General features: G+C 40.1%; 20 protein-coding genes, 7 tRNA genes and 1 rRNA gene. 5 read left to right on the top strand and 23 right to left on the bottom strand.

Going from position 1 to position 17,374, the window contains the following annotated elements; genetic code table 11:
• Positions 1-103: 103 nt before the first annotated feature.
• From H8Z82_RS01615 to H8Z82_RS01570, 10 genes are all read right to left on the bottom strand, one after another.
• Complete coding sequence (locus H8Z82_RS01615) at positions 104-535, bottom strand: hypothetical protein (RefSeq protein ID WP_186994050.1); 432 nt, start codon at positions 533-535, stop codon at positions 104-106.
• Positions 535-786, bottom strand: a complete 252-nt coding sequence (locus tag H8Z82_RS01610) for a hypothetical protein (RefSeq protein WP_186994049.1) — start codon at positions 784-786, stop codon at positions 535-537. The genes H8Z82_RS01615 and H8Z82_RS01610 overlap by 1 nt, the downstream gene beginning before the upstream one ends.
• A gap of 614 nt (positions 787-1,400) precedes the next feature.
• Complete coding sequence (locus H8Z82_RS01605) at positions 1,401-1,685, bottom strand: hypothetical protein (protein ID WP_022380608.1); 285 nt, start codon at positions 1,683-1,685, stop codon at positions 1,401-1,403.
• 766 nt (positions 1,686-2,451) lie between these two features.
• Positions 2,452-2,748: a hypothetical protein gene (locus tag H8Z82_RS01600; RefSeq protein WP_186994048.1), complete on the bottom strand. Its 297-nt coding sequence runs from the start codon at positions 2,746-2,748 to the stop codon at positions 2,452-2,454.
• Positions 2,749-2,827: 79 nt separating this feature from the next.
• The gene (locus H8Z82_RS01595; protein WP_186994047.1) at positions 2,828-3,061 is read right to left on the bottom strand and encodes a hypothetical protein; all 234 of its coding nucleotides are present in this window, start codon (positions 3,059-3,061) and stop codon (positions 2,828-2,830) included.
• A gap of 3 nt (positions 3,062-3,064) precedes the next feature.
• On the bottom strand, positions 3,065-3,256 hold the full coding sequence (locus tag H8Z82_RS01590; RefSeq protein ID WP_243176366.1) for a hypothetical protein: 192 nt from the start codon (positions 3,254-3,256) through the stop codon (positions 3,065-3,067).
• A 117-nt stretch (positions 3,257-3,373) separates the two neighbouring features.
• Positions 3,374-3,577, bottom strand: coding sequence for a hypothetical protein (locus H8Z82_RS01585; RefSeq protein ID WP_186994045.1), 204 nt, complete (start codon positions 3,575-3,577; stop codon positions 3,374-3,376).
• A 251-nt stretch (positions 3,578-3,828) separates the two neighbouring features.
• A complete protein-coding gene (locus H8Z82_RS01580) occupies positions 3,829-5,841 on the bottom strand; it encodes a virulence-associated E family protein (RefSeq protein WP_186994044.1) in 2,013 nt (670 codons plus the stop codon).
• Positions 5,842-6,029: 188 nt separating this feature from the next.
• On the bottom strand, positions 6,030-6,332 hold the full coding sequence (locus H8Z82_RS01575; RefSeq protein WP_186994043.1) for a hypothetical protein: 303 nt from the start codon (positions 6,330-6,332) through the stop codon (positions 6,030-6,032).
• A gap of 20 nt (positions 6,333-6,352) precedes the next feature.
• On the bottom strand, positions 6,353-6,544 hold the full coding sequence (locus H8Z82_RS01570; protein WP_118031099.1) for a DUF6462 family protein: 192 nt from the start codon (positions 6,542-6,544) through the stop codon (positions 6,353-6,355).
• 162 nt (positions 6,545-6,706) lie between these two features.
• On the opposite strand from H8Z82_RS01570, the gene H8Z82_RS01565 reads away from it, so the two are divergent.
• From H8Z82_RS01565 to H8Z82_RS01550, 4 genes are all read left to right on the top strand, one after another.
• Positions 6,707-7,837: a DUF6076 domain-containing protein gene (locus H8Z82_RS01565; protein WP_186994042.1), complete on the top strand. Its 1,131-nt coding sequence runs from the start codon at positions 6,707-6,709 to the stop codon at positions 7,835-7,837.
• Between the two features lie 407 nt (positions 7,838-8,244).
• Positions 8,245-8,946, top strand: a complete 702-nt coding sequence (locus tag H8Z82_RS01560) for a FadR/GntR family transcriptional regulator (RefSeq protein WP_019160605.1) — start codon at positions 8,245-8,247, stop codon at positions 8,944-8,946.
• 47 nt (positions 8,947-8,993) lie between these two features.
• The gene (locus H8Z82_RS01555; protein WP_186994041.1) at positions 8,994-9,731 is read left to right on the top strand and encodes a class I SAM-dependent methyltransferase; all 738 of its coding nucleotides are present in this window, start codon (positions 8,994-8,996) and stop codon (positions 9,729-9,731) included.
• A 67-nt stretch (positions 9,732-9,798) separates the two neighbouring features.
• Positions 9,799-10,131: an acyltransferase family protein gene (locus H8Z82_RS01550; RefSeq protein WP_243176365.1), complete on the top strand. Its 333-nt coding sequence runs from the start codon at positions 9,799-9,801 to the stop codon at positions 10,129-10,131.
• Between the two features lie 61 nt (positions 10,132-10,192).
• Here H8Z82_RS01550 and bsh read toward each other — a convergent pair whose 3' ends face one another.
• The 4 genes from bsh to H8Z82_RS01530 form a co-directional block, all read right to left on the bottom strand.
• Positions 10,193-11,170 (bottom strand): choloylglycine hydrolase, encoded by a 978-nt coding sequence (gene bsh, locus H8Z82_RS01545; protein ID WP_186994040.1) that lies wholly within the window; start codon positions 11,168-11,170, stop codon positions 10,193-10,195.
• A gap of 255 nt (positions 11,171-11,425) precedes the next feature.
• The gene (locus H8Z82_RS01540; protein ID WP_019160592.1) at positions 11,426-12,187 is read right to left on the bottom strand and encodes a creatininase family protein; all 762 of its coding nucleotides are present in this window, start codon (positions 12,185-12,187) and stop codon (positions 11,426-11,428) included.
• A 21-nt stretch (positions 12,188-12,208) separates the two neighbouring features.
• Positions 12,209-13,687, bottom strand: coding sequence for a sodium/pantothenate symporter (locus H8Z82_RS01535; RefSeq protein ID WP_019160591.1), 1,479 nt, complete (start codon positions 13,685-13,687; stop codon positions 12,209-12,211).
• Positions 13,688-13,936, bottom strand: a complete 249-nt coding sequence (locus H8Z82_RS01530) for a hypothetical protein (RefSeq protein ID WP_019160590.1) — start codon at positions 13,934-13,936, stop codon at positions 13,688-13,690.
• A gap of 212 nt (positions 13,937-14,148) precedes the next feature.
• Between H8Z82_RS01530 and H8Z82_RS01525 the strand changes: the two genes are divergently transcribed.
• Positions 14,149-14,991 carry a MurR/RpiR family transcriptional regulator gene (locus tag H8Z82_RS01525; protein ID WP_186994039.1) on the top strand — a complete coding sequence of 281 codons (843 nt, stop codon included), beginning with the start codon at positions 14,149-14,151 and terminating at the stop codon, positions 14,989-14,991.
• Positions 14,992-15,037: 46 nt separating this feature from the next.
• On the opposite strand, the gene iadA is transcribed toward H8Z82_RS01525, so the two are convergent.
• From iadA to H8Z82_RS01480, 9 genes are all read right to left on the bottom strand, one after another.
• Positions 15,038-16,177 (bottom strand): beta-aspartyl-peptidase, encoded by a 1,140-nt coding sequence (gene iadA, locus H8Z82_RS01520; RefSeq protein WP_019160588.1) that lies wholly within the window; start codon positions 16,175-16,177, stop codon positions 15,038-15,040.
• A 270-nt stretch (positions 16,178-16,447) separates the two neighbouring features.
• A tRNA-Leu gene (locus H8Z82_RS01515) sits at positions 16,448-16,533 on the bottom strand.
• A gap of 3 nt (positions 16,534-16,536) precedes the next feature.
• A tRNA-Val gene (locus H8Z82_RS01510) sits at positions 16,537-16,609 on the bottom strand.
• A 37-nt stretch (positions 16,610-16,646) separates the two neighbouring features.
• Positions 16,647-16,720 (bottom strand) — tRNA-Asp (locus H8Z82_RS01505).
• 14 nt (positions 16,721-16,734) lie between these two features.
• Positions 16,735-16,808, bottom strand: a tRNA-Ile gene (locus tag H8Z82_RS01500).
• A 4-nt stretch (positions 16,809-16,812) separates the two neighbouring features.
• Positions 16,813-16,885 (bottom strand) — tRNA-Thr (locus H8Z82_RS01495).
• A gap of 51 nt (positions 16,886-16,936) precedes the next feature.
• Positions 16,937-17,008, bottom strand: a tRNA-Glu gene (locus H8Z82_RS01490).
• Between the two features lie 4 nt (positions 17,009-17,012).
• Positions 17,013-17,085 (bottom strand) — tRNA-Asn (locus tag H8Z82_RS01485).
• Between the two features lie 67 nt (positions 17,086-17,152).
• A 23S ribosomal RNA gene (locus tag H8Z82_RS01480) occupies positions 17,153-17,374 on the bottom strand; the annotation flags it as partial.

Genomic DNA, 17,374 nt, shown 5'->3' with positions numbered 1-17,374 from the left:
ATTATCTACCTCCCGACTATTTGAGGTCAGGGTACCAGTTTCAAATTACCAGTACCGAGTTATAAATTAGGGCTATCCTGTTTCCAGAACAGCCCGCATTTTCTTATTTTGCTTCGTCTTTTTTTGTGTATTTAGCAGTATATTTGTCAATCCGTTCCTGCTGCTTCTTTTCTCTTTCAGCTAATTCCTTTTCAATGATTCCGCCAATTACAGTGATAATCTGTTCGGCAAATGTCTGTCCATCTTCCAGGATTGTAAATGGATGAGTAATTTTAAAGAAGTTCTCCGATACAGGAGCACCAAACAAGAAATCTATCTTTTCCCCGGCTTCTTTCTCCAGCTCAGGAAGAATCTCTTCCAAGTCCTCCCCTTTTATTTTGTCACCTACACTTGCGAAAAACGCTGCTGTCTCTTTATATCTGTTTAAGATTCCAACATCTGTAGGAATAAACCGGAATACTCCCAGCTCATTTCCATCCTGATCTACAATCTCATAGCTCTTAGCACCTGTATTAAATGTTATCTTCTCTGCCATTACTTATCGCCCTCTCCCTCATATTTTTGAAGTTCTTTTTCAAGTTTCCGAAGTTCTTTGTAATCCTGTGCAAGTTTTCTATATTTTTCTGCCATTTCTGGAAGACCCTGTCTTAATGCTTCAATCGTTACAGAAAGCATTCCCGATGACTTCTCCAAATTATCAAGTGCCCGTCTGGCAGAAGCATTTATTGCCGCCTGAAGCTTGTCCTGTTCATATTTTCTACTTTTCTTCATTCTGATACGTCTCATTGTCTTTCCCCCTTACCGCATCATAAATAGCTGCTAATTCCATGACTGCAACCAACATCAACATGTTAAGTAAAATCATATATATCATCTCCTGTCCTATTGTGATACATATATTATCTCACATTTTGTGAGAACAGCTCTCTACCACTTTTGGGCGTTTTTGTTATTTCGACTGTTCATCGACAGTTCAAAGGCAACTGGTCTTTCGCAAAGATCACAATTCAATCTGATATTCTCACCTGTTCCTCACCTGTTCGAACACTCCGAGTTCTCGCCGCTTTAATTCCATTTCTCACGGCTTTGTGCGGCTTTCCTGCGGCTTCATTATCAATAACAGGGATCCTCAAAATAGTGGATATCCCTTTTTATAACTTTTCACTGCTTCCTCACTGCTTCAATCAGACCAATACCGTAAAAATCAGTAATAACGCATGACCGTAAATGACCGTATTTCTCATAATAGGTCTTTTATTGAGCCGTAGGTTCGGCAGCAGGATTTTTATTAAATACCGGCATTATCTCCTCTCTCTGTTTTATCGGCTCATTTAACCTTTTTTCTTCCTTTACCCTTACAACTTTACCTTAGTTGCATTACAATTGATTTTTGCTCTGTTTTATTCCTGTACTCCTTTATTTTCAGACACATTACGCCTCATCCGTTCTCCCATCTGCTGACGCTGTTCCTCTGTATACTGTTTCGGTGGTGAAATCCGGATCCAAGCTACCGGAACATGAGCACAAATACTTCCGTCCTCATTATCCGCAATAATCTGACAATCATCAGGATGTTTCTCTGCCAGCTTGCGGATTACTGACTTATACCGGCCCTGAGAGAATGTTAATGTTGCTTTAGTACCATTAGTCATAAATTCAATTGCATTTTCGTTACATCCATTCATAAAAATCTCCTTTTTGTTTTGTTCGTGTATTGTTCATGTTCTCTCTGTTCGCTCTTTGTTTACTGACTCATTAAAAGGTCATTTCTCGGGGTTCGCTCGGAGTTCGATAACATCTGAGTGCATTTTCTCGAAGTTCGTTCGAAGTTCATTTTGGAATCATGCGCCAGACTTTTAGGGACTCCGAAATCTCTGAATAGTCACCCGCGCGTAATCGTGTTACAAAATTCCCTACATTTTTTCATCTATATGCCGATAAATGTTAAGTTTTGTTAAGTTCTGCACCTCTATATCCGAAAAATATAAGGTTTTTTTAGGTTTTACCTATACATACAAAAATGTTAGGTTTTGTTAGGTTCCATAATCCTATACAGAAAAATCATGAGGTTTTCTGAGGTTTCCATGGAAAGCCTCCGCCTATATGAGCCAAAATGCTAAGTTTTACTAGGCAGTAAAAGCACTAAATAATACTGAAGATTTTGGCCATATATGCAGAAATGCCACTATTTGCAACTAATTTATGAGGTATATACTCTGAAACTCCACCTTTTTCCACCCTATTCATCAGCTATATATAATCAAGTTCCACGTTTTTCCAAGATGTATTCCCTATACAGAGAAACAGACGGTTTTGACAGGTTGTCGATCCGAGAAGATGTTAATATCTGTTAATGTTTTCGGCTATATATGCTGAAATCGTAGGTTTCCGTAAGTTCCTCCCATATAGAGTGATATGTGGGGTTTTGTCAGGTTCTCATGGCATCGTCTACTACAAATCTACTGTTTTCACCAGTAAATCAAATTCATGAAGTGCTTTCCGCTTATAACCATAAAAATCATTTTCAGTGCATGGAAGTTCACATGAATTGCTGTTTTTGAATATCTGGCGATATCCCACGCTTTCCGTAAAACTCTTTACCAGATGCGAGGCAAGAAATTCATTTGCCCTATTACATGCTTCGCTTACTAAAGAATAATACTGTTTGTCTTTTACCATTTCTTTGAGTTCTGCTGCCCGTCCCGGCGTAATCCCATAATCTTCCAATTTCATTTTTCTGATGCTCATTGGTATAGAGTCCTCCTGTCCTGTTTGTGGTATAATAGCTTACAGAAAGACTCACCCCTTTTATACGGTCCTGTGTCAGTTACTTTGACTGATACAGGACTTTTGCTTTGTGCTCCAGATCTGACGCAACATTGCACAAGATATCCCGGCACAACTGGCAATTATGCTGTGATTCTATTTTGTGAAGATCATCTACCAGCTTTGACCAGTATGTATCATCCTGCGGATTTCCCGGCGGGTAATGTTCTCTGTATGCTCGCCAGGCAGCAGTTAATATGTCATATACCTGTCTTAATTCCTTTTCATTATCCAATGATTATTCCTCCGGCATGATATACTCTTTTTCTCCTGCTGCATACTTTTGAAACATATCATTCAACACTTCTTTCGCGCGTTCTGGACTTGCATATTCCGCAATACAAAAATCACCCTCACAAATACGGTTCTTACTTACATAACTGATATACGTCATTTTAAAATTTAAAACTCGTGTTTTATCCTGTGCCATAATTTTCATGATTATTGTCCTTTCTGGCGGATTACCGCCTATAAAGTTTACATGATTCCTATTCGTTCAAATTACTACAAAGTGTATGCTATCAATTTGGCATTTCGATATTCTTAATTACTCCTCTGTATACTTCATCATTTCGCTTCCGAGCAAAACAGAATCAATATATATTCTTGTGGTTGCTCCTGTCTGATGGTTTACGAATTTCATAACGATATTTCTTTTTTCTTCTGTTACTTCCTCTACAGTAAATCCTTCCAGTGGTTTGAGGTATACAATGTCATAAATCGGCTGTTTCTTTGTTTTTTCCTGATACATCTTTTACATGTCCTTTCTGACGATAATCCGCCTATAAAATTCATTACAAAACCAAACTACAAACTACAACTACAATCGTTCCAAAGAGTTTAAAGTTTTCCTTATATACTCTTATATCCCATATTATTATCTTTTATATATTTCTTTTTATAGAATGTAGTTTTTGTAGTTATTGTAGAAAAGCCCATAAATGCTGGGGTTGAGCAGACTACATTCTAACTACAAAGTTGACTACATTCTTTCAAGATCGCCTACTCGAACGGTATTTCCATTTGTTCTTGTTTAGGAACTGGCACAAAGTCAGAAGAGTTTGTAGTTTTTCCCGGTTCAGTTTGTAGTAACATCTTCTGAAACCCTCTCTGACTTCCATACTTAGGAAATTTGCGTGGAGTTTTCATTCTTTGCCATCCTGGTACCTTTGCAATAATACTGTTTATTTCCGATGTCTGATAACTTTTTGGCGAAATGCTTTCTTCCAATGCTTCAAACCATATTTCTCTTGCACACACCTGAGTTTTTCCTTCCAAGTAGTCCAGAATAATTCCACGTTTGCCATCATCCGCCATATTTGCCTCTTGAAGCTCTTTGGCCTGTTGTATACAAGCTTCCGGAAGTATCAACTGTGGATCTTCGTTTTTCCAAATATGCACTGCTTCCGCCCATGCCTGTTTTATATCTTCCATAACTTCTGGTGTAAAAAGGCTCTTAGATGGTTTTGTAACTCCTGTGTGAATAATAAGAAAACGCCTGTTTCCTGTCTCATCCTGCAAGAAATCATCTTTATTAGTGGTTCCGGCGAATACACACTGTCTGTAAAATGTGTCTGCCCGCCGCTCATAAGGAATCCTGTATTTATCCTGCGTGGCTGTCAGGAATCGCTTTACGCTCTCCACACCGCCCGCCGTCCTTGCCAAAGATTTAAGTTCTGCAAGCTCAATGATCCATGATCCGGTAAGTGACTGGACCGCTTTGTCTGAATCCAAGCTGTCCAATGAATCATTGAACCATGAATCGTCCAAAGCCATCAATTTTAGAAATGTACTCTTGCCAATGCCCTGTGACCCCTGTAAAATGATTGTATAATCAAATTTACTTCCGGGTTTATACACTCTTGAAACAGCTCCTAACATCCATAAGCGCATTACCTGGTATGTATAATCAGAATCCTCTGCTCCAAGATATTCCGGCAGCAGGCTTCTTATATGCTCTTTTCCATCCCATGTAAGGGAATCCAGTAATTCTCTTACTGGGTGGAATTTATTCCGCATAGAAACATTTTTCAGCGCATCTGCGAAGTCTTGCCGACTTTTAAGCCCATAATCAGCCTGTATCAGCGAAAACAAAGCTGAATCATCATGACTGCTCCATGCTCTGCAATTATTCTCATTTTCCCATGGTACACTACCATATAGATAAGGTTGCTGTGCAAACTCATTAAGGCGGATTTTCCCGGCGAAACGACTGTCTTTATCCATGACGATTTCAAAATTATGTACAAGCTGTTTTACGCTTTTTACATTTCCATCTTCATCATAGTTGCAGTCAAGGAATTTAAAGACTAATGCCGGACATCCAGCTACTTCGTCCTTGCTTTTTTGTATTACAGATCGTTTTTTACCTGTATCCTGCTTCTGATCTTGCTGAACATCTACACAAATCTTCTCTGTATCATCAACATTCCTTATTGAATTTTCAAATTCTTCAACAGTATGTCCCTCTTCAAAATAATCAGTTATATCTGCTTTTGGCGTATCGGGCATCGGAACAATTATCTTTACACTCTTAGAAATTCCTTTTAAATCTTTTTCAATAGCAGCTGCCAGTTTCTTCCCTGGAGCATCATTATCAGCCAGAATGACAACTTCAGCACCCGTACACAGTTCTGATACGTTCTTATTCCAATCATTAGCCCCGCCACATGAAAAAGCAGTATAGCCTTTCTTTACCAGTGTATTAACGTCCTTTTCACCCTCAGGTATAAAAATCGGTTCGTTTCTTTCAATGGCTTCTTTTATTCGTGGAACACTTCCGAATATTGCACTGAATTCCTTTTTGTTCCTTCCTTTCAAGCCATATTCAAACCGCCCATCCTTAAGTATTCCGAAAAGCATTTTCTTACCTTCAAGGCGTATTTTTGTGTAAGCATATTCGCCGTTAATAGATACGTAATTGTATACAGCCTCAATCTTTCTTTTCTCTCGGCTTTCTATGTACATTCGCCAGCATTCCTCTGCTGGCCTACTTTCACTAAATAAGTCTGCCATTTTTAATCCTGCTGCCAGTACAACACTTTCAGAGCTGCAACCCGCATGGCATTTTAATAAAGTCCTACCATTATTCCCTTGCGTAATCGTCAAACTGGCTTCCTTATCAGGATGTGCCGGACAGAGTGCTTGTACCTTTCCATTGCCATATTTCTTCACTTGAAAATGTGATAAGATTTCCTCATAGGTCAAATATTATCACCTTCCAATTCCTTCAATAACTCTCTTGCACTTTCCAGAGTTTTCAATGTATTTTCACCTCTATTCTCTAAAGTACGAATAAATTTTCGGATTTCCATCGTGTCTCCTGCTGCAGGAAGGTAGTAGCCTCCTGGACTCGTGGCGCTCGATAAGATTACTTTTCCTGATCTGCGCTCCATCTCAATCTGCTTCTGAAGCATTCGAACGCTGGAAAAATGGCATTTCACAGTAAGGTACTCCGGTGTCAGTGCATTTTCTTTACCCGGCAGCAGGTTTTCATATACTCCCATAGAATCGTCGCCTCTCTTCATCAGCCTTTACAATTTTTATCTATATAATCATAAAGAACTGGCATATCAATCCGAACTGATTTTCCAAATCGCGCAATCGCATTTGCTTCACCAGCTATCTTCATAAGCGTATTTCTACTTACATTTACTAATCCACAAGCCGCCGGAACTTTTTGATATCTTCCATTGCTATTTTCTTTTAATGCCCTCATTTTCTTTTCTCCTTTCGAAAATTATATTTTATTATTTTTAATTTTCTATTTTATCTTATTATATCATTATGCCTAGACATTCACAATATTTTATGTTAGAGTAGTATAGAAATCTATTTTTATTATAATTTCAATTTTCTAATCAAAAGGGGGGGATGTATTATGTATAACTACAAAACACTACATAAGCTTATCAATAATGGATTGTGCTATGCTTATATGGATATAAATAATTCAACAATTTCTTTAGATATTGACACCAGAAAATATTATGACAATAATTCAGGTTTTCATTATATTGAATTCAGTGAAAATGTGATTCAATTTCCATTAGGAGAAAATTTATTCAATTTTCTTTCATTACCGGATGAAACTTTATGTTTTCTGCAAAACTTGTCAGGTGAAAATTCAGGACAATGGGACGGTCTCCACGAAAATGACGAAGAACAAGAATACCTTGCATCTTTAGAATGTATTTATTTATATATCTTATATTACTCATTTTGTAGATACACTCTTAGCTTGCCTTATAGAACAAGCTTAATTAACATAAAAAAAGAGTTTGATTTTGCTTTGAATTTCTGCTGCAATACCTCATTTTTACCTGAATTATCAGCACTGTCAGCGCTCGAGAAATATTATATTTATAACGAACTTTATAACGATAACTACTTGACAAATATAAAAAAATTTGAACGGAATGGATTTGTTTTTTTAGGATCTAACACACCTGTTCATGAACTAAATATGCTAGAAAGAATGGATTGTTCCAATGAAAAATATCGTCACTATAATGGGCAAGAACCTATTATTGACAAACCTGCCCTTTCCCCAAAAGTCATTTCCGAATTAAAAAAATTAAACGTTTCAACAACTGTCAGATACCAATATGACAACTTGCATGGTTATTTAATGGAAGAATTGTATGCTCTTATTCAATTAAATGTTCAAGTAAAGAAATGTGGTCGATGCCATAAATATTTTATACCTAAAGGAAAATATGCAACTGAATATTGCGATAGAGTACTGCCTGGCGAAAAATTCTCATGTAAAAAGTTAGCTGCTAAACAAACAAGAAAAGCAAAAGTTGACTCAACCCCTATTCTTCAAGAATATCAACGCGCCTATAAAAGGATGTATGCTCGTGTAACTGCAAAAAAAATATCTCAAAAAGATTTTAAAGAATGGTCTGATAATGCCTCTCACGAAAGAGACCGCATAATTGCCACTTATGGATCAACTCCTTCCATAGATATTATCGCATCATTCAAAAATTATTTAGGAAATCGTTAAATTCTAAAAAGCACCCAATACCTCCTGATTTCCTCCTAAGTAGATCCGGTTATTTACCTTGTCTGCTTAAGGGGCATCAAGCCATAGGCATTGAGTGCTTATTTTTTTGAGTTTTTGTACCCCATTTTTTACCCCAATCTTTACCCCATAAAATAATTTTCACCCCACGAACAAGTAATGACGCATGACAGATAATGATAAAATCCTTTTTACAAATTTATCCAGTAAAATCAAGACTTTCGGGGATTTTGAAAATGTAGATAATGACATCAGATAAAGACAGATAAAAGATATGAAATAAAAAAATAAAATTTATAAAAAAACTGCAAATATATCACATCATAAGTTATAATGTAAGTATTCCATATCCAAAAAAATCAGATATTTAATGATGCGGGAGAAAATTTATGTTTAGAAAAATAGACCGAACCAATACTTTTAATGACGTATTAAAACAGATCATAGAGCAAATCCAGACTGGGGAATTAAAGCCCGGAGATGCTTTGCCTGCCGAACGTATCCTGGCCGAAGAACTGGGAATTTCCAGACCTGCCCTGCGTGAAGTGCTAAAAGCTCTTTCTCTTCTGGGAATCACAGTCAGCGTGCATGGAGGCGCCAACTATATTGCAACAGATCTAAGCAGCTGCCTTACAGGCCCATTATCCATCATCTTTCAAATGTATAACAGCAAAATTCAGGACACTGTTTCCCTTCGTGGTGCTCTTGAAACCAAAGCAGCCTATCTGGCTGCCCAAAACTGCAGTCAGCTAGATGCAGCGGAACTTCAACTGATCATTGCCAAACTGGACAGTACTGATGACGAAACTCTCCGAAGTGATCTGGACCGCGATCTTCACTTTAAAATCGCACAGATTGCAGATAATCCGCTTATTTTCAGCGTGATGAATGCTTCCTCCCAGCTCACAGAAAATATGATCGTGGGAATTCGTTCACATTTTATGCAAAAAGATGAAGATTCTCCGGAAATTGATTCCCAACATACAAGACTTGTAGCAGCCATTACTGCAAACAATCCCTCTCTGGCAGAACAGATCATGAGTGAACATATGCAAACCATTGAACGGCTACTGAAGGAAATCACAGAATAAACATTGTTACAATCCTTAAACATTAATAAAAAAGCGAGAAGAAAACTATGAATAATAAAATCGCAGTCTGTATAGGCAAGGGCGGTCAGAAAGATATGGCAGAATCCTTTTCCAGACGTACCGGCTCCCCTATTGTAAATAAACCCGGCAATTACCTGACCGTTTTATTTGATTCCAAAGGAGTATCTCTATCCGGTTTCGGTCTCAGCTATCAGGGAGATTTTGAAAATATGCTTCATCGTGTGACCAATGGACGTCTTCAGCATGAGATGCTGGCCAAGGCAGTCAAAACAGATCAGGAAAATCTTAAGGCCATTGACGCAACTGCCGGCATGGGCGAAGACAGCCTGCTTCTGGCAGCCTGTGGATATCAGGTAACACTTTATGAGCAAAATCCTGTAATTGCCATTCTGCTTAAAGATGCTCTCCGCCGTGCAAAAAAAAATACTGTCCTAAAGGATATTGTATCCCGCATGCAGCTTGTAGAGGGGGACAGTATTGAACATTTGAATAAGCGGCTGGATCCTGTGGATGTCATCTATCTGGATCCCATGTTTCCCGGACGGCAGAAATCCGGCCTGATCAACAAAAAGCTCCAGCTTATCCAGAAACTGGAGCCTCCCTGTTCTGAGGAAACAGCTCTTTTTGATGCAGCTATGGCAGCACAGCCTTCCAAAATCATTGTAAAACGTCCTCTGAAAAGTCCATACCTGGATGAAAGAGTACCTTCCTACTCCCTGAAGGGCAAGGCAATCCGTTATGACTGTTACTCTCCATACAAATAAATGCTAATGCAGACTAAATTTACCATATCCCCCTTTACTACTCTGTTCACCCAAGAAAGGACTCATCATGAAACGAATCAAAAACATTGACCTGCTCCGTGCAGGAGCTATTCTTTATATTATGCTTTACCATTGCTATGTTCTGTCCGGCCAGCCATGGCAGGCGCATACAGCTCTTCATATTTTTCTGTCTTTCGGAGGCGAAATAGGAGTGACCTTATTCTTCCTCCTCAGTGGATATGGTATTTATCTTTCTCTGGCTTCTTCTGAAGAACGCGGAAAGCTTCCTGGTTGGAAAGCATTCATGATTTCCATGTATGATCATAATCGCCAGCATATTTGGCTATTTTTCAACCCATTTTATCGACCATCCTGCTTCCTGATCGCTACAGCGACATAAAAAATATGACTACCACCTCTCTGTAGAGGAAATAGTCATATTTTTGTTTGCCTTAAAAATATTATCTGTTTTGAAATTTAATTTGTTCTCCCTGGATCAACGGATAGCAGACCAATTTATTACTGTCCAGATTTTCCATGTGCATATCTACCCCACTAATCTGATGATTTTCATACGTATTATAATAATAAACCCCTCTTGCAGCATTACAACAGGAAGTATATAAGGTAATTTCATACTTTCCGTCGGAAACCTCACAACAGCCACGCTGCTGATCTACAGACCCGAGGATATGGAAAAACTGACTGACGCTTTCCTCCTCTGATTCACCGGAAAAAGCATTTGCTTTTGTAAATGCCACACGTACAAAACGAGAAGCCGAAGAAAGATCTCCTGGAAGACCAAGGGCTCCCATTCCACGGCTGTATGCATTGAGAGGAAGATTACTGCCAAATGTATTCACGGGCTGTTTAGGTGAAAGGTGCATATAGTTATTCAATTGAAACATTTGCTGTGGGAAAGGCGGGTTGTTTGTGAGAACACCAACCGGGTTATCATAAACATGAAGACCATCAGACATAGATTCTACTGTAATAGCTTCCTTTTCATCAGCAATCATCCAATGAAGTTGGGCTAAAGGAAATTGTTCACTGAAAGGAGTATTCACTATATTAATATGATCAAGTTTTTCCCGAACCTCTGTTACAGAAGAACACTGACTTAAAATCCATGGAATAAATTCAAACTGTGCAATATTATCCCCTTCTGTCTGAACTTCAGAATAAGAAGCATTCCCCACAAAATTAAGGCCTGCCATACCAAGCCCTTTTTCATTGACAGCATCATAATACAGGGGATAATTATCTGCTACATGAGCCATCCCAATAATTGCATAATGATTTGTCAAGTCACCGACATGTCGAAAATAAAACGGGAAGTTGCGCGGTGTAACAGTAACCTGATCACCATAAGAAAATTCATAATCCAGCGTTCTTCCGAAATAAAAATCTTTTGTTTTATAAGTTGCAGCTGTACACATGATCATTTCCTCCTTAAAGCGGATATTCGCAATCCGCTTCTCTACTTGATTCGGTTAAATTCTTTTTTATTATAGCCAACAATCATAATAAAAATCAATAATTTTTACATAGATAAGTAAAAACTATTGATTTCGTTTCTTTATTTATATAACAGAAAAAGATACCACTCAGCTATCTTTTCATGTCTGAGTGGTATCCCTTCGGATTTCTATCTATTAAAGTTTTAGATCAAGAGTAGCTGCTTCGCAGTTTGGTTAAACAGACAATTTCATCTGCTTCATTTCTTCCAGGAAATCACGGATGTAGGATACTGCCAGATCCAAAGCTTCCTGTCCAAGTTCTGCTGAAGAATCCTTCGGATCAAAAGGTCCGAACCAGCCGCTTGGAGCAATTTCTTTGGTATCTCTCACAAGACGTACGATACCACCCTTGAAATTAACTGCCTGGATATAAGCCGCCTTCATATTCTCGGAAGGATCCTGTGCATTGATAGGTTTACTAAGTTCCAGATGTACTGATTCCGGAGCAATTGCCATCATAGCTGAGGTCTCCAGAACGTCACCATGACCACCTTCAAACTTCTTGTCCAGCTGAGCTACCAGACTCCACCAATCTACGCTGGCACATACACCACCTTTATGATATACCTCCAGAGCTGCCCGGTCAATGGATGGAGTATTGCCGCCATGGCCATTCAGAATTACAAAACGTTTTGCACCATGCTGCATCAGAGAGTCCATGATGCCATGCAGAACCATATAAAGTCCTTCATAACCAATATTAATACTTCCCTCAAAGCTTAAGTGATAAGGACATACACCGTAAGGAACAGTAGGTGCTACGATTACATTGTCTATATCCTCCACATGATCTGCCAGATAGGACGGTACCATAAAATCCGTTCCCAACGCACTCTGTGTTCCGTGCTGCTCAGTGCTTCCTACCGGAATCACAATAATCGGATCCTCTTTAAAAGCTTCTTTTGCCTGTGCTGTAGTCATTTTTGCAAGATACATTTCAAATACACCTCCTGATTTTTATGCCATAAAGTGACGATCAATAGTCTCCTGTGGCGGAGTTTCTGTAAATTTACTTACGACGATCATTACGATAGAAGCAATGATAGTAGTCGGGAATAATGCATGGAATCCCATAGCCAGTGCTTTGACTGACGGGTTCAGGGTAAAGAGTAACAGGGAAATAATACCTACGATAACCGCTGCGATTGCTCCCTTCGCTGTTGCTTTCTTCCAATAAATTCCGAACAGAATCGGCACTACAAAAATTGCCATTCCTGAAAATGCAAACAGGTTAATTTCAAAAATACTGCCTGGCTGGAATACACCAAAGCAAATTACGATGATACCGATGATTACAGTTACTACCTTGGACATTTTCATAACAGACTCATCTGTGGCATCCTTATTGATAATCTTCTGATAAATATCACGGGTAACAGCACCGGTAGTAGTTACCAGAATACCATCGATAGTGGACATACCTGCGGCCACAATACCTGCAATGAAAATGGAAGCCAGGAAAGGATTCAAACCTCTCTGCAGAATCATAGGAATAATCTGGTCTGCCTTCTCGATATTCTGAATGGAAGCAATACCATTTACACCGGCCCACTCAATCAGAGTTGCAGAGAAAAACATACCTGCAGTACCAAGAAGAATTGCTTTGAACATGGTTTTATGATCCTTCATTGCAAAGAACTTTGTAAACAGGTGAGGCTGTCCCATGGTAAAGAACGACCATAGCACAATATTGGATACATAATAAGTCCAAGGCATATAACCGTTGGCGCCTGGGAAGGTCAGATAAGCCTCATTCATACTCTGAAGTGTATGGTTAATGTTGGAGAAACCTCCACCCATTACTACAGATACAATAAATGTAACCACTGCAGTAGCAATCATCAGAGATCCCTGGATAACGTCTGTCATCATGGCACCTTTCATACCACCGGTCATACAGTAGAGAATAACGATAATACCCATTCCCACAACACCTACCCATTCAGGCAGTCCGGTAAATACATGTACAATAACACCCGCTCCGATAATCTGTGCGCCCATCATCGGAACCAGGAAGAAGAGCATCATCACGCCCAAAACACCGCTCATATTCTTGGAGTGATAACGGTCTGTCAGGTAATCGGCCATAGTCAGGAAACCATATTTATGACCAAGAGTAATCAGCTTACGGCCAATGAGAAGCGCCGGAAGAATCATACAGAACACAGCTCCAGGTACAGAGATGGCCATTCCTGCATAGCCTACGCCGTAAATGGTTCCCGGTGTACCAAGGAAAGTTCCCATGGAAAACTGGGTTGAGAAATATGCAATACCACTTACTACCACGCCAGCCTTTCCGCTCAATACAAAGAAATCGCCAATGCTATTCGTCTTACGTCCTGCATACCAACCAATAAATGCCATAATTCCAAGATAAAGTACTAACACTGTATAGAAAGGAATTGGTGATGGCTGAATTACTGCTGCTCCATTCATTTATTTGTCCTCCTCATCATAAGTGTGATATTCTTTTCTCTTCATACACATGCGGTAATAGATAATAATCAGCGCAAATGTAATGGCAGTGTGAACAAACCATCCGAATATATAAAGCGGAACACCACCAAATGCGGGAATATACGTCTCGCTGTAGAAAAACGGGAACGGAATCATAATGAATACAAACATAATCAGAAAAATAATCAACCATGTCCGTTCGAAGTGTTTCTCAAAAAGTTTCTTCATAGCCTTTTTCCTCCTTTTTTTTCGAAAGAAAATCATATAATATATACTATAATATTAAAGATTCTTTCGATTTTTTTGTTAAGTATATACTTTACTTTATATTTTCTATTATACATGTTATAATGATTTTGTAAAGTTTTTACTAAAATTTTTATGAAAAAAATCTAAAATTTTGCATGAACCATGCAGAGAAAGGACATTGTGTAATATATATGGATATTTTAGAGCATCTCCAAAAACTTTATCCTACCCTGACGAAAAAGCAGAAAACCATTGCAGATTATCTGATCGCCAATCTGGAGGAAATCAGTTACATTACACTGGCACAGCTGAGCCATCAGACCGGTACCTCAGAGCTGACTTTGCTCCGTTTTTGTAAAAAGCTGGGCTGTTCCAGCTTTCTGGACTTAAAGGAGCAGTTCCGGGACTATACCCAGAAAATGATAAAGCAAGCCTCCTCTTCTTCCTTTTTTCTGCCGGAGCGCATCTCAGGCGAAGCCTCCGAACGAGAACGGATCCTTCATGAAATCTGCAATACAGAGGCTACTGTTTTCTCTGATTTTATTGCTAACATTAATCTGGAATCTGTGACAAAGGCTTCTGATGAAATCCGAAAAAGCAGCCGTATCTACATTTTTGCCCATGATATTTCCCTGGTACCCGGTAAATTTCTGCAGAGTCGTCTGGAAATCCTGTACCTTAATGCTGTGTTGATTGATTTATCAGATCTGGATTTAACCCAGAAGACTATCCAAAAACTGACGGATGGTGATCTGGTAATCTTTTTCTCTTTTCCCCGCTACTATTTCCCTATTGGAAATATTGCTAAAAAAGCGGCAAAATCCGGTGTACCGATTCTGACAATCACCGACAGTAATACTTCTCCGGCGGCAGCACACAGCACACTTTTGCTGCTTTGCCCTACCTCTACGAAGCTGTTTTACAACTCCATGACCGTGCCTATGGCCATGCTCAATATTCTGGCTTCCTGTCTTGTTATCGACAGTGTATCGCCAGCAGAACGTCAGATCTTTATTGATACCTTGCCATCCTGATTTCCAGACAAAAAAGAATCCTGCAAGCAGGATTCTTTTTTATCTTTTATTTCTCGTAAGTTCCTTTTCGGAGTACCTCTCCATGCTTCATAAAGATCTCTCCCCTTGCCACATAGGTATCCAGCGTCAGGTTCTGATCAAACAGCAACATATCTGCATCGGCCCCTTCTGCCACAATTCCCTTGATTCCCTGTAAATCCAGGCTCTCCGCCACCTGACAGGTCATATAAGGCAATGCTTCCTCCAGATTCATTCCAAGTGCCTGCACCATATATTTCAACTCTTTATAAAGCGCATCCACACCAGACACACCTATCTCTAAAAGGCTGCCATCCTCCGCATAATTAGACCAGCTTCCATGTCCGTCAGAGCTCATGGTAATATGCTCTGTGGGCAATCCCCGCTTTTTCGCCTCCAGAACACATTCTCCCGGTGAAGTATGCATACCGCAGGTCAGATCAATATAGCCTCCTCGACCTATAAATTCGTATCCATCCTCTAACAGCTTTTCATTCCGATTCACGTGCGTGGGTCGGAAAATCCGTACGGGAACAGAACTCTCCTCCAGTGCCCGGAATACCGGAGCCAGACCAGCCTCGTCATCTCCCATATGAAGCACCACAATGCCTGGTTTTCCACTGAGCATTCCCGCCACACGGGCTTTGCTTGCAATCTGAATCAGCTGATCCTCCGTCACATTAGGTGCCCTGTGATCAGAGATTGCCAGCTTCACACCCAGAATCTCCTTCACAAATACAATATCTCGATCTATCTCGCCTGTGAGCGTCGGGCTAGGATATCCGTAAGCACCTGTAAGCATATAAGCACTCACGCCCTCTTCACAGAGTACCCTGGTCTTCGCGTAAAGATTGTCCACACTCCTGGTGATTCCATCTGTTCCCAGAAGTCCCACCACTGTTGTGATACCGTTCTCTACCAGCTCTGACATCTGTAATTCCGGTGTCCGTGTATGAAAGCTTCCCTCTCCGCCACCTCCAGTAATATGTACATGCTGATCTAAAAATCCGGGTGTAAGAATTTTTCCCTCTGCATCCAGTATCTCACATTCCACAGGCAGTTCTCCGATGGAATCCTGTATACATTCAATCTTTCCTCCGCAAATCAAAAGATCTTTTTTTCCGAGATATTCCGGTGCGTAAACCTCTGCATTCTTTACCAATAACATAACTGTTCCTCTTTTTCCCGTAGCTGTTCATTACACAAGTGCTTTAAGCGGTTCTGAACAGTTACTTTTCCTTTTTTATTTGGTTTCTACTCCAAGTATATACGATGGAACCTGTTTTGTCTATGCAAGTTATTGTTATAAAATACTTAAATGTATTTTTAACTTCCAGTTGGCAAGAGTAATGAAAAATCAAGAGAAGTGTGTTCAAAACCTATAAGCAAAAAATAAGAGAAACGCTGTAAAACTAACGTTTCTCCCATTTTATAATCATGCCGCAGACCGGAATCGAACCGGTACGGGTATCACTACCCACGGGATTTTAAGTCCCGGGCGTCTGCCAGTTCCGCCACTGCGGCATATGGAACCTATAGGGCTCGAACCTATGACCCTCTGCTTGTAAGGCAGATGCTCTCCCAGCTGAGCTAAGATTCCATATTCCTTATGCAATTACCTCGTCAGCAAATGCTAACGACCCAGAAGAGACTCGAACTCTCGACCTTCGCCGTGACAGGGCGACGCTCTAACCAACTGAGCCACTGGGCCAAAATAATAACAAATGGACCTTCGGGGACTCGAACCCAGGACCGACCGGTTATGAGCCGGTTGCTCTAACCAACTGAGCTAAAGGTCCAAAAAGCCGATGATCGGACTCGAACCGATAACCTGCTGATTACAAATCAGCTGCTCTGCCAATTGAGCCACATCGGCATATCACTTGTCAGAATCAAGCCTCAGAAAATCACATCTACATTATTTAAATGACTCCAAGGGGATTTGAACCCCTGTTACCGCCGTGAAAGGGCGGTGTCTTAACCGCTTGACCATGGAGCCAAAACTCCCCCTGTTGGACTCGAACCAACGACACTGCGGTTAACAGCCGCATGCTCTACCGACTGAGCTAAGGAGGAATAAAGGTTTTGCACCTTCAAAACTACATACATGTTGACATTTCCTTGAGAATTAACTTCCTGCGTTTTGGTCAAGCCCTCACCCGATTAGTAACAGTCAGCTCCATGTGTTGCCACACTTCCACCTCTGCCCTATCTACCTCGTCGTCTTCAAGGGGGTTTACTTCTTTCGAATGGGATATCTCATCTTAAGGGGGGCTTCACGCTTAGATGCCTTCAGCGTTTATCCCTTCCGGGCTTGGCTACTCGGCCGTAGACTTGGCAGTCTAACCGATGCACCAGCGGCCCG

The sequence above is a fragment of the Blautia difficilis genome (assembly GCF_014297245.1).
In the GTDB taxonomy this organism is placed as follows: Bacteria; Bacillota; Clostridia; order Lachnospirales; family Lachnospiraceae; genus Blautia_A; species Blautia_A difficilis.
This window is presented reverse-complemented; position numbering and strand designations above follow the sequence as displayed.

Bases quoted from the DNA above. Each gene is read 5' to 3' on its own strand.
- iadA (WP_019160588.1), bottom strand. From the start codon at position 16,177: ATGTTATTGGTAAAGAATGCAGAGGTTTACGCACCGGAATATCTCGGA.
- H8Z82_RS01550 (WP_243176365.1), top strand. From the start codon at position 9,799: ATGAAACGAATCAAAAACATTGACCTGCTCCGTGCAGGAGCTATTCTT.
- H8Z82_RS01605 (WP_022380608.1), bottom strand. From the start codon at position 1,685: ATGAATGGATGTAACGAAAATGCAATTGAATTTATGACTAATGGTACT.
- H8Z82_RS01590 (WP_243176366.1), bottom strand. From the start codon at position 3,256: ATGGCACAGGATAAAACACGAGTTTTAAATTTTAAAATGACGTATATC.
- H8Z82_RS01580 (WP_186994044.1), bottom strand. From the start codon at position 5,841: ATGGCAGACTTATTTAGTGAAAGTAGGCCAGCAGAGGAATGCTGGCGA.
- H8Z82_RS01570 (WP_118031099.1), bottom strand. From the start codon at position 6,544: ATGAGGGCATTAAAAGAAAATAGCAATGGAAGATATCAAAAAGTTCCG.
- H8Z82_RS01540 (WP_019160592.1), bottom strand. From the start codon at position 12,187: ATGTATCTTGCAAAAATGACTACAGCACAGGCAAAAGAAGCTTTTAAA.
- H8Z82_RS01575 (WP_186994043.1), bottom strand. From the start codon at position 6,332: ATGGGAGTATATGAAAACCTGCTGCCGGGTAAAGAAAATGCACTGACA.
- H8Z82_RS01560 (WP_019160605.1), top strand. From the start codon at position 8,245: ATGTTTAGAAAAATAGACCGAACCAATACTTTTAATGACGTATTAAAA.
- bsh (WP_186994040.1), bottom strand. From the start codon at position 11,170: ATGTGTACAGCTGCAACTTATAAAACAAAAGATTTTTATTTCGGAAGA.
- H8Z82_RS01585 (WP_186994045.1), bottom strand. From the start codon at position 3,577: ATGTATCAGGAAAAAACAAAGAAACAGCCGATTTATGACATTGTATAC.
- H8Z82_RS01615 (WP_186994050.1), bottom strand. From the start codon at position 535: ATGGCAGAGAAGATAACATTTAATACAGGTGCTAAGAGCTATGAGATT.
- H8Z82_RS01555 (WP_186994041.1), top strand. From the start codon at position 8,994: ATGAATAATAAAATCGCAGTCTGTATAGGCAAGGGCGGTCAGAAAGAT.
- H8Z82_RS01525 (WP_186994039.1), top strand. From the start codon at position 14,149: ATGGATATTTTAGAGCATCTCCAAAAACTTTATCCTACCCTGACGAAA.
- H8Z82_RS01530 (WP_019160590.1), bottom strand. From the start codon at position 13,936: ATGAAGAAACTTTTTGAGAAACACTTCGAACGGACATGGTTGATTATT.
- H8Z82_RS01610 (WP_186994049.1), bottom strand. From the start codon at position 786: ATGAGACGTATCAGAATGAAGAAAAGTAGAAAATATGAACAGGACAAG.
- H8Z82_RS01565 (WP_186994042.1), top strand. From the start codon at position 6,707: ATGTATAACTACAAAACACTACATAAGCTTATCAATAATGGATTGTGC.
- H8Z82_RS01535 (WP_019160591.1), bottom strand. From the start codon at position 13,687: ATGAATGGAGCAGCAGTAATTCAGCCATCACCAATTCCTTTCTATACA.
- H8Z82_RS01600 (WP_186994048.1), bottom strand. From the start codon at position 2,748: ATGAGCATCAGAAAAATGAAATTGGAAGATTATGGGATTACGCCGGGA.